Here is a 14,807-nt window from a genome sequence, read left to right as displayed (position 1 = left end):
CACGAACCGACCGAGTATAGCCGTGCCTTGCCGGCCTTAACATTCGTGCAGTGCAGCATCGGCCCTTTCCTCAAGCGGCTTCGTTCAAAGCTGTATCGTGAAATTGCCCTGCCGGGTGCGAATTGTCTGGAATTCCTTGCTGCAGTCGAATAAAGGTTGCGAGGCTCAAGGCGCGTGGGACGTCAGCGGCGTGCTCGCTTCGCCGTGCTTGCCGGATCGCGCAGAGAACGCAAATACGACCGCGGGAAGGGCCGCGATGATCGGCCAGGTCAGATAACGCAATTCGGCGCTGGGCGCGAGCGGCAGGAAGCTGGCTGCGTAGAGAAGTGCACTGGCAGAGATGCCGGCGGCGAAGGCTCCCTCCGCTCCGCCGCGCCTGCGCCACGCCAGCCAGAAGGCCCCGGCGTTCAGGAGAACGAGCGGTAAAGCGCTGAACAACCACGTTGAGGAGAGCTGGTCGGCAAGCCGGTAAAGGCGTCCCTGCGCATTGGCAAACCACGCTGCAGGCAGTGGCGGGTTGTCCCGATAGTCCGTTCGCGCCTGATAGTAGGCAATGCCATGCGGTGCCTGCCCTGACTGCCTTCCGAATAGCAGGCTCGCCGTTCGCCCGCGATGAGAGAGATAGGCGAATGGATGATCCGCGATCGCCTTCCACCAGGCCTTGGCAATTGTCCACCGTTGCTCCGCGGAGTAGGGCTCGATGAATCCATTGTTCACGCCCGATCTCGAACTCGAGAAAAGACTGGTCACCGAAACGGGGTTGAACGCGCCGGTTTCGCGGAGCTCTTCGACATCAAGACCCGCCCCATGGGTGAACGGAGGAAGCAGGAGTTCGCCTGTAGCGACCGAGATCGCTGCGAGATCCCACAACGCAAGCATCGGCCAGAGATCGCGTCGCTCGGTTGCGAGCATGCGATCCAGCGTCATGCCGGTGGCCAGCGTCACGGTGCCAGCGATGATCATCGAGACCAATACTGCAGCCGTTCCCATGCGCCACCGCGGCTTCAGCGCCATGAGGACAAGCGGGCCAAAGGGAACGATCGCGACCAGGGCGTTCTGGCGAATCGTTCCGGCGTAGACGAGCAGAAGACAGGCTGCAAGGATTGCCATGCGCGAGCCCGTGCGCAAGCTCTGCACCAGCAGGCCGGCGCCAAGCGCGAGCAGGGCGGTCATGTGGGCATCCGAGAGTAGATGCGCCATCTGCACCAGGGCCAGTGGATTCAAACCGGTGAGGAGTACACCCGACACCTTGACCCAGGCTCGGGCCGGCAGGGCCTGGAAGCACAAGCCGAGGCCAGCCCAGAACAGGGCCAGATTCAGGCACAACAAGCTGGCAGGATTGCCGAAGACATGCAGAAGCAGCGACCACAACCCGATCATCGGCACGGGCGTGATGTTTGAATAGATGCCGTGGCGCGCCTGCCACAGCTGATAGGCGGAATCGAAGGGATACTGCCCCGGGTACAGCACGGTCAGCGCGCAGGCGAAGCCCACGACGGCAGCGAGTGCAACGCCGATTCGAGAGGCGCCCGCGGTCGATGCTCGCGCAGGCGCTTTGACCGTGGGGTCTGCCGAAAGCCCGGTTGTCTCAGCCGTCAATCGCGTAAGCCGGCAGCTTCTTCTTCACGGCAACATTCTTCAGGCGAACGTACTTCGGCAGGCCGTCCTTGCCGGACGGCGGCGCTTCCTCGCCGCGGATCAGGGGTTCCAGATAGCGTCTTGCGGCCTCGGTGATGCCGTAGCCGTCTCGGCGGATGAAGCTCTTCGGCAGGGTCTTCTCATGGTTGGCGACCTTGCCCAGCGGGGCGGCCTCGATCTTCCAGCGATACGGGGCATCGCCGGTGCGCACGATCACCGGCATCACGGCGTTTTTCCCGGCCAGGGCGTATTCGACACCGGCTTTGCCGACCGCGTAGGCATGTTCCACGTCGGTTTTCGACGCGATGTGGCGGGCCGATCGCTGCAGGTAGTCGGGCAGGGCCCAGTGGTACTTGTAGCCGAGGTTGCGCTTGACCAGGTCGGCCAGCAGCGGCGCCACGCCACCGAGCTGGGCATGACCAAAGGCGTCGCGCGTGCCGACTTCGGAGAGGAACCTGCCTTCCTTGTTGCGCACGCCTTCGGAGACGACCACCGTGCACCAACCGACACGTTCCACGGTGGCCTTGACGCGGGCCAGGAAGCCCGCTTCGTCGAACGGGATTTCCGGGAACAGGATGATGTGCGGCGCCTCGTCGGCGGATTTGCCGGCGAGGCCGGCGGCCGCCGCGATCCAGCCGGCATGACGGCCCATCACTTCCATGACAAAGACCTTGGTCGAGGATTCGGCCATCGAGGCGACATCAAGGCTCGCTTCCAGCACCGAAACGGCGGTGTACTTGGCCACCGAGCCGAAGCCCGGGCAGCAATCGGTCACCGCGAGGTCGTTGTCGACCGTCTTCGGCACGCCGACCACGGTTACGTCATGGCCCAGGGCCTTGCCGATCTGCGAGATCTTGTTGGCCGTATCGGCCGAGTCGTTGCCGCCGTTGTAGAGGAACCAGCGGATGTCGTGGGCCCTGAAGACATCAATCAGGCGTTCGTACTGGGCACGGTTCTGCTCGATCGACTTGAGCTTGAACCGGCACGAACCGAACGCACCGCCGGGGGTGTGACGCAATGCCGCAATGGCACTGGCCGACTCCTTCGAGGTATCGATCAGCTCCTCGCGCAGGGCGCCGATGATGCCGTTGCGCGCCGCAAGCACGCGGACCTTGTGCTTGCGCGCGGTCTCGATTACGGCACAGGCGCTGGCGTTGATGACGGCGGTGACGCCCCCGGACTGCGCGTAGAGCAGATTGCCTTGCATCGATGAGGCTCCTTGGTGATGGAATGGGTTCGGCGATGCGCCCCGGGCCGGGGCGGGCCAGCCTGTTTGACTGCGCTGGCCGCAGCGGATAGCTTAACGCCGCGTTTACCCGCTCAAAGTCTAGCGCAGCGTCGTGGCAAATCCGCACGCGCGCGTCACGCAAGGAACAGTATGCGACTCGTGCTACTCGGCGCCCCCGGATCGGGAAAAGGCACTCAGGCGGCCTCGCTCAAGAACAAACTGGGTATTCCACACGTGTCGACCGGGGACCTCCTGCGTGCCGCGGTCAAGGCGGGTACGCCGCTCGGCCTCAAGGCCAAGGCGGTCATGGATGCCGGACACCTGGTTTCCGACGAGATCGTGCTCGGCATGCTCGAAGACCGCGTGTCTCAGCCGGACGCCAAGGGCGGCTTCATCCTCGACGGCTATCCGCGCAACCTCGCCCAGTGCGCCGCGCTCGAAGCCCTGCTCGATCGCCTCGAACAGCCGCTCGATGTCGCGATCAAGCTCGAAGTACCCAACGACCTGATCGTCGAGCGCATTGCTGGCCGCGCCGCGGCCGAAGGGCGGGTCGACGATACGCCGGAAACGGTGCGCGCCCGCCTGCGCGTGTACGCCGAGCAGACCGCGCCGGTGGCCGATCACTTCGCGGCAATCGGCAAGCTGGTCACGGTCGATGGTGTCGGCGAGCTGGACGAAGTCTTCGACCGTATCGTTGCTGCGTTGCCCGCCTGATTCCCGGGTCGATCCGACTTCCTGGCCCCGCATCGTCCACCCTGCCTCGCGGACATCCCGATCCTGAGCGCATGAGTGAAACACCCTACAGCCTCGGTCGACTGCTTGGCGTCGTCCTCGATCTGTGCCGGTTCCGCAGCGGGCCGCAGGAGCTGCCGCATTCCCAGGGCCTGCTGGTCGCCCTGCTGGTTGCCGGTCTCGCCCTCGACCTGGCTACCGCTAATGCGCTGGAACTGAAAGAGCCGGTGCTGGCGCGCAGTCTGCTGTCGAGCCTGGTGCTGCTTGGCCTGAGCTGGGTGGCGCTTGCGATTCGCCGGCTCGGCCATCGGTACCTGCAGACGGCGAGCGCATTGGTCGCCTGTTCGATCGCCTTCTCCCTGCTGATTCTGCCCTTGGCCCTCAGTTTCGGTACGGCGCCCGCTGCCGGCGTCGCGCCGACGCCGGTGCAGATGCTGATCGTCTGGCTGGGCCTGGGCACCCTGGTCTGGAAGATCTCGATCGACGCACATATCGTGCGCCAGGCGATCGAGGCGCCCTATTGGCTCGGATTCCTGCTCGCCCTGTCCTGGGTGATCGCCGACTTCGCCCTGGCCCGGGTGATTTTCAGCGACGGCTCCTGATCGCGTACCCTGCTTCGATGAAACTTCACATCCTCGGTATCTGCGGAACCTTCATGGGCGGCATCGCCGCGCTGGCGCGCGAACTCGGTCATGAGGTCGAGGGCAGCGACACCAATGTCTATCCGCCGATGAGCACCCAGCTCGAAGCGCTCGGCATCGCCCTGCGCCCGGGCTATTCGGCCGGGAACCTGCAGCCGCGTCCGGATCTCGTCGTGATCGGCAATGCCCTGTCGCGCGGCAATGCGGCTGTCGAACATGTGCTCAATGAGCGCCTCCCCTTCATTTCCGGGCCGCAATGGCTCGGTGAGCAGTTGCTCGGCACGCGTCAGGTACTGGCCGTCGCCGGCACCCACGGAAAAACGACCACGACTTCGCTGCTGGCCTGGCTGCTCGAATCGGCCGGCCTCGCACCCGGCTTCCTGATCGGCGGCGTGCCCGGTAATTTTCCGGTCTCGGCCCGGCTCGGTTCGGGCGCACCGTTCGTGCTCGAGGCCGACGAATACGACACCGCGTTCTTCGACAAGCGTTCGAAGTTCGTGCACTACCGGCCCAGCATCGCGATCCTCAACAACCTCGAATTCGATCACGCCGACATCTTTCCCGATGTCGCCGCGATCCAGCGCCAGTTCCACCATCTGATCCGTATCGTGCCGGGCAACGGGCGGCTGATCGTCAATGCCGAGGACCGCAACCTGGCCGAGGTGCTGGCCATGGGTTGCTGGTCGCCGGTGGAAACCTTCGGCATCGATGCGGGCGACTGGCGCGCGCGGCTGCTCGAAGCGGATGGCTCGGCCTTCGAGGTTCGTCACTGCGACCGCTTGATCGGCATGGTCGACTGGACCCTGCTTGGCCGGCACAACGTGATGAATGCGCTGGCCGCGCTCGCCGCCGCCAGCGCCGCGGGAGCTGACCCTGCCGCGCTGCTGCCTGTCTTTGCCGGCTTCGGCAGCGTGCGTCGGCGCATGGAACGGATCGCCGACCACGCCGGCGTCGTCGTCTACGATGATTTCGCCCATCACCCGACCGCCATCGCGACCACGCTGGCCGGCCTGCGCGCGCGGGTCGGCGAGGCGCGCATCGTGGTCGCGCTCGAGCCGCGATCGAATTCGATGCGGCTCGGCGCGCATGCGGACCAACTGGCGCCGGCCCTGGCCGATGCCGACCGCGTGGTATTCCTGCAGCGACCCGAACTGCCCTGGGATGCCGGTAAGGTCACTGCGGCGCTCGCCGGTCGGGCCACGACCGCGGCGGATGTCGATGCCTTGCTCTCCGAACTCGCCGCCGTGGTTCGCGCCGGCGACCACGTTGTGTTCATGTCAAACGGTGGATTCGAGGCGGCCCCGCATCGCTTTGCGGCGCGCCTGCGCGGCCCTTGACCGGACCCTCGTCACCAGCGAAAGCCTCGCCGGAAAGTGCGGCGCACAGGCCGCCCGATAGCTTCCTGTGCCTGCCGAATCGTTGCCTGCGCGCTTGCCGCAGCGGATTTCGCCCGGTCGCCACACGGCGTTAGACTGGAACGCATGACGACATCGAGCCTGCCCCTGTTTCCGCTTTCCTCGGTGCTGTTTCCAGAAGGCAACCTGAGCCTGCGCATTTTTGAGCCGCGTTACCTGGACCTGGTGCGCGACTGCGCGCGCAGCGACAGCGGATTTGGCGTCTGCCTGATTCTCGATGGCCAGGAGGCGGGTCAACCGGCAGTACCGGCGGCCGTGGGCACGCTCGCGCGCATCACCGATTTCCACACCTTGCCCGACGGATTGCTCGGCATCCATGCCCGCGGCGCTGAGCGCTTCCACGTCCTCAACACGCGCGTGCGCGACAATGGGCTCATTCTCGGAGACGTCGAGTTTTTCGATGCCGAGGAAGTCGTTGCGGTGCCAGCCGATTGCGGGCTGTTGGCGACCATCCTCGAGCGTGTGCACGAGCAATTGGGCGGAGACATCTCGCTCGTCGACCGCGCCCGCTACGATGATGCCGGCTGGGTCGGTTACCGGCTGGCCGAGGTGCTTCCGCTCGAACTTCCCGAACGCCAGCAGCTGCTGCAGATCAACGACCCGATCGAGCGCCTTGGCCAACTGATGCACCATTTGCCACGCTTCCAGCGTGCCTGAGGAATCCACCATGCACAGCCTGAAAGACAAGACGCTTTTCATCACCGGTGCCTCACGCGGCATCGGGCTGGCCATCGCGAAGCGGGCCGCCCGGGACGGTGCGAACATCGTCATCGCGGCGAAGAGCGCGGTCGCCAATCCGAAGTTGCCCGGCACCATCTACACCGCGGCGGCCGAAATCGAGGCTGCAGGCGGGCACGCGCTGCCGCTGATGGTCGATATCCGCAGCGAAGAGAGCGTCCTCGCCGCGGTGGCTGAGGCGGTCGGGCGCTTCGGTGGCATCGACATCCTCGTCAACAATGCCAGCGCGATCTGGCTGCGCGGTACCGCGGAAACGCCGATGAAGCGATTCGACCTGATGCACCAGGTCAATACGCGCGGTACCTTTCTCTGTTCGCAGGCCTGTCTGCCACACCTGAAGAAGGCCGCCAATCCGCACATCCTGACGCTGTCGCCGCCACCGAACCTCGACCCGAAATGGTTCGCGCCGCACGTCGCCTACACGATCGCAAAGTACGGCATGAGCCTGTGCGTGCTCGGCATGGCCGAGGAATTCCGATCGATCGGCATCGCCGTGAACGCGTTGTGGCCACGCACGGTCGTGGCGACCGACGCGCTCAACATGATTCCCGGCGTGGACACGCGAAATGCGCGCAAACCCGAGATCGTCGCCGACGCCGCACATGCGGTCCTGACCACACCGAGCCGCGAGCGAACCGGGCAGTTCTTGATCGACGAGGCCGTGCTGGCCGGCCAAGGCATCACCGACTTCGATCGCTACGCGGTTGCTCCCGGCGAATCGTTGCTGCCGGACCTTTTCCTCGACTGACGTCCGCACGTCGGATTGACCCTGCTGATTCGCATCGCCTCCGACCAGGCCGTCAAACAGGCGTGGCGAACGAGGCCCGTCTCGCTTAGCATCGGGGTTCAACCGGGGAGGACAGCATGGCCAGAGGTTCGATTTGGCAGATATTCGCAGGGGCGGTACTGCTGGCGGGCGCGACGGCGGTGCAGGGCGCCGACCTCCTGATCCACGACGGCTTCGAAACCTGCTGGGTCACGGCGCAGACCAGGGCCCAGTTTCTCGAATCGATACGATCAAGCATCGACGGAACCAGTGCCTGCATTCCCCCCCAGTCCGGCAGCCAGTCAGGTATCGATTACACCGTGTGTGGCAACGCGAACGGTTGCGGGATCGGCGTTGCGGGTTGTCCGGTGGCCATGCAGGCCGGCGTGTTTTCGGGTGACTTCGTGAGCGGACACTTCGTCGGCCCGGGCACGGCCAGCGACATCGTCGTGCCGATTTCGACGACCGTGCTCGGTTCGTGCAATGTCAATCTGACCGGCATCACTCTCGGTTACACACTCGACTACCTCGTGCAGACCGATGGCACCGATGGCGTGTACACCCTGGACATGCTCGCCCCGGCAGTGGCCATCACCTCCTATTCGACCAGCAACAACTGCAATCCCGTTCTCGCCGGGCTGATCACCGCATACGTGCCCCAGGCCATCGGCCAGGCCGAAGCGGCCGCCGCTGGTGCCATCGAACCCGGCCTGCGGGCCAATACGCTGAAGCACGCGGTCTGTCCGCTGTCGGCGCCATGATCGCTACCCGCCGTCCGTCCGTCGGGCGACCCGCATGCTGAATCTTGCCGCCGTCCTCGAGGGCAGTGCGCGCGCTTATCCGGTCCGTGATTCCGTGGTCATTGGCGCCAAGCGCCTCAGCTATGCAGCGATCGATGCGGCCGCCAACCAGGTCGCCCATCTGCTCGTCGCGAGGGGCATTGAACGCGGCGATCGCATTGCCCTGAGCTGTCCGAACCTGCCCTGGTTTCCGATCGTCTATTTCGGCATCCTCAAGGCCGGAGCCATCGTGGTTCCGCTCAACGTGCTGCTCAAGCACGACGAGATTGCCTACCACCTCGAAGACGCCAGGGCCCGCGCATTCTTCTGTTTCGAAGGCACGGCGGACCTGCCGATGGGTGCCGAGGGCTGGACCGCCTTCGGCAAGGCTGCCGACTGCGAACATTTCTTCATGATCACCGCGGATGCGACCGCCGCTTCACCGATGGCTGGCGCTCAAACCCTGGCCTCGGCAATCGCAGGTCGGCCTGTCCAGTTCGACACCTGCCAGACCTCGCCCGACGACACCGCCGTGATCCTGTACACGAGCGGCACGACCGGGCGCCCCAAGGGCGCCGAACTGACGCATGCCAACATCCTGCTCAATGCCTTTGCCCTGATGCGGCTGTTTGGCGAGCATCCGCAGGGCCATGACATCATCCTGGTCGTCCTGCCGCTGTTCCATACCTTCGGCCAGACCGTGCAGATGGTCCTCGGTTTCCTGCAGGCGGCGACCCTGGTGTTCCTGCCGAGGTTCGAGCCGCGTGCTGCGCTGAACGCGATGCAGACCGAGCGGGTGACCTGCTTCGCCGGGGTGCCGACCATGTACTGGGGCCTGCTCAATGCGCTCGACGACAGCGTCGACGTGAACGCGATCACCAGCCGTCTGCGCCGGGCGGTATCCGGTGGCGCGGCGCTGCCGGCGGAGATCCAGAGCGAATTCAAACGACGATTCGGCGTCCAGATCCTCGAGGGCTACGGATTGTCCGAGACCTCGCCGGTCGCCACGTTTTCGCGGCCTGACATGCCGGTCAAGATCGGTTCCATCGGCGTTCCGATCTGGGGCGTCGAAGTGAAACTGATCGATCCCGACTGGAGCGAAACTGAAGGTGCCGATTCGGTCGGCGAAATCGCCATTCGCGGCCACAACATCATGAAGGGGTACTTCAACAACCCCGAGGCGACCGCGGCATGCATGCGAGACGGCTGGTTCCGTACCGGCGATCTCGCTCGTCGCGATGCGGACGGTACCTACCGCATCGTCGATCGCAGCAAGGACATGATCATTCGCGGCGGTTTCAACGTGTATCCGCGCGAAGTCGAAGAATTGATGATCACCCACCCGGCGGTTTCCCTGGTCGCCGTGGTCGGCGTCCCGAACGGGGAATACGGCGAGGAGATCAAGGCGTTCGTCATACGCGCCGCAGGTGCGGAAATCAGCGAGCGTGAACTGATCGACTGGACGCGCGAACGCATCGCCGCCTACAAGTACCCGCGCAGCATCGAGTTTCGCCAGTCCCTGCCGATGACCGCATCGGGCAAGATCCTCAAGCGTCAGCTCCTTGCCGACGAGGCTGCGGCGAAGACCTGAGCGGAACCCCGGCAACGCCATGTCGCCGCATCCCGGCCGGCGAGCTGTGCGAACATGGTTTGCATGCCCCGGGACGGACCGAATGTGAATACCACCGAGCCACTGATCGCCACCGCGCAGCGCACCCTGCTACCGATCTACAGACAACGCGAAATGGTCCTCGAACGCGGCCTCGGCTCACGCGTCTGGGACCGGGAAGGTCGCGAATATGTCGATTTCGCCGCCGGAATAGCGGTCACTGCGCTCGGACACGGCGATCCGGAGATCCTTGCCGCCCTGCACGAGCAGGCCGCAAGACTCTGGCACACCAGCAACGTCTTCTATTCCGAACCACCGATCCGCCTGGCCGAGGAACTCGTGGCGGCCAGCGGCTTCGCCGAGCGGGTCTTCTTCTGCAACTCCGGCGCGGAGGCGAACGAAGCGGCGATCAAGCTCATCCGCAAGCACGCTGCGGAAGGCGGCAGGCCGCCCGAAAGGCGCGTGATCCTGAGTTTCGAGGGCGCGTTTCATGGCCGCACCCTGGCAACGGTCACCGCCACGGCACAACCGAAGTACCATCAAGGATTCGAACCGCTGCCGCCCGGCTTCCGCTACTCGGCCTTCAACGATATCGGCGCCCTCGACCAGGCCTTCACCGACGATGTCGCCGGCGTGCTGGTCGAACCCATCCAGGGCGAGGGCGGTGTGGTCTCGGCCGAGCCGGCATTTCTGCGCGAACTTCGCCAGCGCTGCAGCGCGTCAGGCGCGTTGCTGGTCTTCGACGAGATCCAGTGCGGCATGGGCCGCACCGGCCGACTCTGGGCCCATCAGTGGCCCCAGGTCGTGCCGGACGTCATGACGCTGGCCAAGGCGCTGGGCTGTGGTTTTCCGATTGGCGCGATGCTGGTCGGTGCGGCGGCTGCGCAGGCCATGCAGTTCGGTTCGCATGGAACGACATTCGGCGGCAATCCGCTGGCAGCGGCCATCGGCCGCGTCGCCTTGCGCAAGCTTTCCTCGGTCGAACTGCTGGCCAACGTGCAGACGCAGTCGGCAGTGCTGCGCCGCGGACTCGAGCAGCTTGGCGCCGAAACCGGCGTCATCGATACGGTCAGGGGCAACGGCCTGATGCTCGGTGCCGTGCTGGCGCCTGCCTATTCCGGGCGCGCGGGGGAAATCCTCGACGCTGCCGCGCACGAGGGGCTGCTCCTGCTGCAGGCCGGATCCGGCGTTTTGCGTTTCGTGCCGGCTCTGACCATCGGTGGGGTCGACATCAGCGAGGGCCTGGCGCGACTCGGCCGGGTACTGCGCCAGCTCGACTGAGCGCAGCCCTGGCCGCGCTAGGCGAGTGCAGCCCTGAGATCGGCGATCAGGTCGTCGACGTGCTCGAGGCCTACCGACAAGCGCAACAGGTTGACCGGGGAGACCGGATTGGCGCCCTCGACCGATGCGCGATGCTCTACCAGCGATTCGCAGCCGCCCAGCGAGGTGGCGTTCGTGAACAGGCGTAGTCGCCCGGCCGCCTCGAGCGCCGCGGTCTTGCCGCCGCGCAATTCGATGCTGAGCATTCCGCCGAAATCGCGCATCTGGCGACTGGCGATTTCATGGCCCGGATGCGATGGCAGCCCGGGATAATTGACCCGCTCGATGGCCGCATGGCTGGAGAGGAAGTGCGCCACCGCCTTCGCGTTGGCGCAGTGCATGGCCATGCGCGCGGGCAAGGAGCGACAGCCGCGCAAGGTCAGCCAGGCGCTGAATGGAGCCAGCGTGGCGCCGGCAATGTGCAGCCGGTGGGCGACGCGCGCGTGGACATCGTCTGCCCTGGCAAAAACCAGCGCACCGCCGAGCACGTCGCTGTGCCCGCCGAAATATTTCGTGGTCGAATGCATGACGATGTCGGCGCCGAGTGCCAGCGGCTGTTGCAAAACCGGCGAGGCGAAGGTGTTGTCGCAGACCAGCAAGGCACCCTGGGCGTGAGCGATCCGCGCCAGCGCGCCGATATCACTGACCTTCATGCGCGGATTCGATGGCGTCTCGGCCCAGACCAGGTCGATGCCGTCGGCGCAGGCCGCCTGCACGGCTTCGAGCTGGGCCATGTCGACCGTGAGGACCTCGATTCCGCGTTGCGGCAGGAACTCGGCGCAAAGCACGCGCAGGCCGGTGTAGCAGTCGTCCGGAATGACGATGCGTGAACCGGGCGCAAGCGACTCGAGCAGGGTGCTGATCGCGGCCATGCCCGATGCGAACGTAAGCGCCTGGGCGCCACCCTCTAGCGCGGCAATGGCGGCACAGAGCCGGTCATTGGTCGGATTGCCTTCGCGCTGGTACTCATAACCTCCGACGCGCTCGGCGGCGGGACCGTGACGAAACGTCGTGGCCAGATGGATCGGTGGTGAAACCGCGCCGGTTTCGGAATCGCTTTCGCCGCCCGCGTGTACCGCCAGGGTTTCGATTCGCATGTACGTCTGCCAGGTGTCGGTGGAGTGGAGTTGCGGGGCTTGCGCTGCGGTCAACCGGCCGAAGCGAGAAGTTCGAAGCTGTCGCGGGCTGCGCGCAGGATTTCGGCAATCACCGCTTCATCATGCGCCATCGAGAGGAAACCAGCTTCGTAGGCGGATGGAGCCAGATAGACACCGCGCTCGAGCATGGCTGTGAAAAAGCGGTTGAAGCGCGCGAGATCGCTGGCCGTGGCCTGGGCGTAGGTTTCGACCTTCTGGGCAGTGAAGAAGAGGCCGAACATGGCGCCGACGCGGGTGGTGCTGAACGCAATGCCCGCGCCGTCCGCCAGCGCCTGCAGGCCATCGGTCAGCAGTTGCGTGCGCCGCGACAGTTCGGCATGGAACCCGGGCGCCTGGATCAGTTCGAGCATCGCCAGCCCAGCCGCCATGGCGACCGGATTGCCGCTCAGGGTACCGGCCTGGTAGATCGGCCCGGCGGGTGCGATCTGGTTCATGATGTCGCGCCGACCGCCGTACGCCCCTACCGGCATGCCGCCACCGATGATCTTGCCGAGCGTGGTCAGGTCGGGCGTGACTCCATAGTGGGCCTGGGCGCCGCCGAGGGCGACGCGGAATCCGGTCATCACCTCATCGAAGATGAGCAGGGCCCCGTGCCGGCTGCAGAGGTCGCGCAAATGCTGCAGATAGCCATCGCGCGGCGGTATGCAGTTCATGTTGCCCGGCACCGGTTCGACGATCAGGCCGGCGATGTCGCTGCCGAGTTCATCGAACAGGTGCGTGGCGGCATCGAAGTCGTTGAAGGGCAGGGTCAGGGTGAGGTCCGCCAGCGCCGTCGGCACCCCCGGCGAGTTTGGTGCGCCGAACGTGAGCGCGCCGGATCCCGCCTTGACCAGGAACGCATCGGCATGGCCGTGATAGCAACCCTCGAACTTGACGATGCGGGATCGCCCGGTGAAGCCGCGTGCCAGCCGGATCGCCGACATGGTTGCCTCGGTGCCCGAATTCACCATGCGCGAGACTTCGATCGACGGCACCAGCTTGGAGATCGTCTCGGCCATGGTGATTTCGGCCGGACACGGGGTGCCGAACGATAGCCCTTTGCCGATGGCCTTCTCCACCGCGCCGCGCACGGACGGATGATTGTGTCCGACGATCATCGGTCCCCACGAACCGATCAGGTCGATGTAGCGCTTTCCCTCGACGTCCCAGAGGTAGGGGCCATCGGCGCGCTCCGTGAAAAACGGTTCGCCGCCGACCGACTTGAAGGCGCGCACGGGCGAGTTCACGCCGCCCGGCATCAGGGTCAGGGCGCGTTGGAAGAGTTCGTGGTTGCTGCTCATGGGGTATCTCGACTGGAACGGGGAAAAAGGCCGCTGAAGCGTTCCGCGCTGGCCCGGATATCGGTACTGCCGAAAACGGCGGAAATCACAGCCACGGAATCGGCGCCGGCTTCGATCAGGAGAGGCGCATTGTCGGGCGTGATGCCACCGATAGCCACCCTTGGCACGCCGAGGTCGGCGGACTGATGCAGCAAGCCGATGCTGGCGCTGCGGGCCGATGGCTTGGTCGGTGAACTGAAGAACGCGCCGAAGGCGACGTAGCTGGCGCCTTCGGCGACGGCCAGGCGGGCGCGCTCGATCGAGTCATAGCAGGAAATACCAATGATGGCCTGCGCGCCGAGGCGCTCCCTGGCCAGTGCCAGAGACTGGTCGTCGGCGCCAAGATGCACGCCCGCGGCCCCGCAAGCGACAGCGAGTCCGATATCGTCATTGACGATCATCGGCACGCCGCGCGCAGCACACACTTCGGACAGCCATCGGGCTTCCGACAGCCTGCGTGCATGGTCACCGGTCTTGTCGCGGTACTGCAGGACGGACGTACCGCCGGCCAGGGCCGCTTCGACCGCCGCACGGAAATCCTGCCTCGGTCCGTCGGTAATCGCGTAGAGCCCACTGATTGAATACATCCGGTTTCCGATGCCACTGCGCTTTGCGCACGCTGCGCAAGCTGACACAATGATATGCGCTGCACTCATCGTGCTCCCAACTCGCTACCGAAAGAACCATGACCCAGGCCGAAATCCCGTTCCGAACCTTCATGTGCGTCGTCTGCGGATTCCTCTACAACGAAGCGGAAGGCTGGCCGGATGACGGGATCGCGCCCGGCACGCGCTGGGAAGACGTGCCGGAAACCTGGACCTGTCCCGATTGCGGCGTGACCAAGTCCGACTTCGAGATGATCGAGGTCTGACAGGCCACTGCGGGCCCTGCATCGGACCTGTCATCGCCAGGTCAGAATTCCAACCTGTTTTGCCCCGTCACATCGCCGCAAGCGCCCGCGGTGATGATGAACTGGTGTCCAGCAAACGGACGCCGACATGGCGAAGGTGGCAATGATGCGAGTTTTTGTTCCGATTGAAGACGCACCAGTCGATACGTCGATGGCCTTGCTGATTCCCTATCGTTGCGGTTTGCCCTGCGAGCACGCCCTGCGGGAAATGCCGGAACTGCCATTCGGCGCGGCCGGCCCGACGCGTATCGTCGGGCGCCTCGAGTCGATTGATCCGGAAACCGGGGGCAAGCGCTGAGCCGGATGCTCCAGGCCCATAATAATTCGGTTGATCAATGACCTGCGCCATCCGAGCCGGGTCCGGATGGTGAAATCTTCCGGGCCGCCATCGACGCGCGGGAAGACCAGACAACCCTGATTCGAAGAAATATTGCTTTTCCTCTTCCCCTCAGGCCTCGCGGCGGTTAGGATGCGCGCCCCGCGAAGGCCGGTGTACCGGAAGTCGTGGGCTCGGCCCTGCGGGGTGCGGGGTTCTGGCGGTGGCGATGCGGGATG

General features: G+C 65.2%; 15 protein-coding genes. 10 read left to right on the top strand and 5 right to left on the bottom strand.

The window, feature by feature from the left end:
* Positions 1 to 165 precede the first annotated feature (165 nt).
* Together BM125_RS04200 and BM125_RS04195 are read right to left on the bottom strand one after the other, a co-directional pair.
* Entirely contained in the window at positions 166 to 1,599 is a 1,434-nt protein-coding gene (locus BM125_RS04200) for a hypothetical protein (protein WP_139224845.1), read from the bottom strand.
* Positions 1,589 to 2,845: a 6-phosphofructokinase gene (locus tag BM125_RS04195; RefSeq protein ID WP_092405230.1), complete on the bottom strand. Its 1,257-nt coding sequence runs from the start codon at positions 2,843 to 2,845 to the stop codon at positions 1,589 to 1,591. The genes BM125_RS04200 and BM125_RS04195 overlap by 11 nt, the downstream gene beginning before the upstream one ends.
* A gap of 171 nt (positions 2,846 to 3,016) precedes the next feature.
* On the opposite strand from BM125_RS04195, the gene BM125_RS04190 reads away from it, so the two are divergent.
* From BM125_RS04190 to BM125_RS04155, 8 genes are all read left to right on the top strand, one after another.
* Positions 3,017 to 3,580: an adenylate kinase gene (locus BM125_RS04190; protein WP_092405228.1), complete on the top strand. Its 564-nt coding sequence runs from the start codon at positions 3,017 to 3,019 to the stop codon at positions 3,578 to 3,580.
* Between the two features lie 71 nt (positions 3,581 to 3,651).
* Positions 3,652 to 4,200: a hypothetical protein gene (locus BM125_RS04185; protein WP_092405226.1), complete on the top strand. Its 549-nt coding sequence runs from the start codon at positions 3,652 to 3,654 to the stop codon at positions 4,198 to 4,200.
* Between the two features lie 17 nt (positions 4,201 to 4,217).
* Positions 4,218 to 5,576: a UDP-N-acetylmuramate:L-alanyl-gamma-D-glutamyl-meso-diaminopimelate ligase gene (gene mpl, locus BM125_RS04180; RefSeq protein WP_092405224.1), complete on the top strand. Its 1,359-nt coding sequence runs from the start codon at positions 4,218 to 4,220 to the stop codon at positions 5,574 to 5,576.
* A gap of 144 nt (positions 5,577 to 5,720) precedes the next feature.
* Complete coding sequence (locus BM125_RS04175) at positions 5,721 to 6,311, top strand: LON peptidase substrate-binding domain-containing protein (protein WP_092405222.1); 591 nt, start codon at positions 5,721 to 5,723, stop codon at positions 6,309 to 6,311.
* A gap of 10 nt (positions 6,312 to 6,321) precedes the next feature.
* Entirely contained in the window at positions 6,322 to 7,140 is an 819-nt protein-coding gene (locus BM125_RS04170) for an SDR family oxidoreductase (RefSeq protein ID WP_092405220.1), read from the top strand.
* 116 nt (positions 7,141 to 7,256) lie between these two features.
* Positions 7,257 to 7,919 (top strand): hypothetical protein, encoded by a 663-nt coding sequence (locus tag BM125_RS04165; protein ID WP_092405218.1) that lies wholly within the window; start codon positions 7,257 to 7,259, stop codon positions 7,917 to 7,919.
* 34 nt (positions 7,920 to 7,953) lie between these two features.
* Positions 7,954 to 9,528, top strand: a complete 1,575-nt coding sequence (locus BM125_RS04160) for a long-chain-fatty-acid--CoA ligase (RefSeq protein WP_092405216.1) — start codon at positions 7,954 to 7,956, stop codon at positions 9,526 to 9,528.
* A 63-nt stretch (positions 9,529 to 9,591) separates the two neighbouring features.
* Positions 9,592 to 10,827, top strand: a complete 1,236-nt coding sequence (locus tag BM125_RS04155; RefSeq protein WP_092405214.1) for an aspartate aminotransferase family protein — start codon at positions 9,592 to 9,594, stop codon at positions 10,825 to 10,827.
* 17 nt (positions 10,828 to 10,844) lie between these two features.
* Here the strand turns inward: BM125_RS04155 and BM125_RS04150 are convergent, their stop codons facing one another.
* Genes BM125_RS04150 through thiE form a run of 3 tightly spaced genes read right to left on the bottom strand, consistent with a single transcriptional unit; the run spans position 10,845 to position 13,929 of the window.
* A complete protein-coding gene (locus BM125_RS04150; RefSeq protein ID WP_092405212.1) occupies positions 10,845 to 11,963 on the bottom strand; it encodes a trans-sulfuration enzyme family protein in 1,119 nt (372 codons plus the stop codon).
* A gap of 50 nt (positions 11,964 to 12,013) precedes the next feature.
* Positions 12,014 to 13,303: a glutamate-1-semialdehyde 2,1-aminomutase gene (gene hemL, locus BM125_RS04145; protein WP_092405210.1), complete on the bottom strand. Its 1,290-nt coding sequence runs from the start codon at positions 13,301 to 13,303 to the stop codon at positions 12,014 to 12,016.
* Entirely contained in the window at positions 13,300 to 13,929 is a 630-nt protein-coding gene (gene thiE, locus BM125_RS04140; RefSeq protein ID WP_092405208.1) for a thiamine phosphate synthase, read from the bottom strand. The genes hemL and thiE overlap by 4 nt, the downstream gene beginning before the upstream one ends.
* Positions 13,930 to 14,027: 98 nt before the next feature.
* Here thiE and BM125_RS04135 point away from each other — a divergent pair, with 98 nt between their 5' ends.
* Positions 14,028 to 14,213: a rubredoxin gene (locus tag BM125_RS04135; RefSeq protein ID WP_092405206.1), complete on the top strand. Its 186-nt coding sequence runs from the start codon at positions 14,028 to 14,030 to the stop codon at positions 14,211 to 14,213.
* Between the two features lie 190 nt (positions 14,214 to 14,403).
* Complete coding sequence (locus BM125_RS20135; protein WP_175497903.1) at positions 14,404 to 14,550, top strand: hypothetical protein; 147 nt, start codon at positions 14,404 to 14,406, stop codon at positions 14,548 to 14,550.
* The last annotated feature ends 257 nt before the right edge of the window (positions 14,551 to 14,807 follow it).

This window comes from Dokdonella immobilis, from assembly GCF_900115085.1.
GTDB lineage: Bacteria > Pseudomonadota > Gammaproteobacteria > Xanthomonadales > Rhodanobacteraceae > Dokdonella > Dokdonella immobilis.
This window is presented reverse-complemented; position numbering and strand designations above follow the sequence as displayed.

Bases quoted from the DNA above. Each gene is read 5' to 3' on its own strand.
- BM125_RS04165 (WP_092405218.1), top strand. From the start codon at position 7,257: ATGGCCAGAGGTTCGATTTGGCAGATATTCGCAGGGGCGGTACTGCTG.
- thiE (WP_092405208.1), bottom strand. From the start codon at position 13,929: ATGTATTCAATCAGTGGGCTCTACGCGATTACCGACGGACCGAGGCAG.
- BM125_RS04155 (WP_092405214.1), top strand. From the start codon at position 9,592: ATGCCCCGGGACGGACCGAATGTGAATACCACCGAGCCACTGATCGCC.
- hemL (WP_092405210.1), bottom strand. From the start codon at position 13,303: ATGAGCAGCAACCACGAACTCTTCCAACGCGCCCTGACCCTGATGCCG.
- BM125_RS04150 (WP_092405212.1), bottom strand. From the start codon at position 11,963: ATGCGAATCGAAACCCTGGCGGTACACGCGGGCGGCGAAAGCGATTCC.
- BM125_RS04170 (WP_092405220.1), top strand. From the start codon at position 6,322: ATGCACAGCCTGAAAGACAAGACGCTTTTCATCACCGGTGCCTCACGC.
- BM125_RS04160 (WP_092405216.1), top strand. From the start codon at position 7,954: ATGCTGAATCTTGCCGCCGTCCTCGAGGGCAGTGCGCGCGCTTATCCG.
- BM125_RS04135 (WP_092405206.1), top strand. From the start codon at position 14,028: ATGACCCAGGCCGAAATCCCGTTCCGAACCTTCATGTGCGTCGTCTGC.
- BM125_RS20135 (WP_175497903.1), top strand. From the start codon at position 14,404: ATGGCCTTGCTGATTCCCTATCGTTGCGGTTTGCCCTGCGAGCACGCC.
- BM125_RS04195 (WP_092405230.1), bottom strand. From the start codon at position 2,845: ATGCAAGGCAATCTGCTCTACGCGCAGTCCGGGGGCGTCACCGCCGTC.
- BM125_RS04190 (WP_092405228.1), top strand. From the start codon at position 3,017: ATGCGACTCGTGCTACTCGGCGCCCCCGGATCGGGAAAAGGCACTCAG.
- BM125_RS04185 (WP_092405226.1), top strand. From the start codon at position 3,652: ATGAGTGAAACACCCTACAGCCTCGGTCGACTGCTTGGCGTCGTCCTC.
- mpl (WP_092405224.1), top strand. From the start codon at position 4,218: ATGAAACTTCACATCCTCGGTATCTGCGGAACCTTCATGGGCGGCATC.
- BM125_RS04175 (WP_092405222.1), top strand. From the start codon at position 5,721: ATGACGACATCGAGCCTGCCCCTGTTTCCGCTTTCCTCGGTGCTGTTT.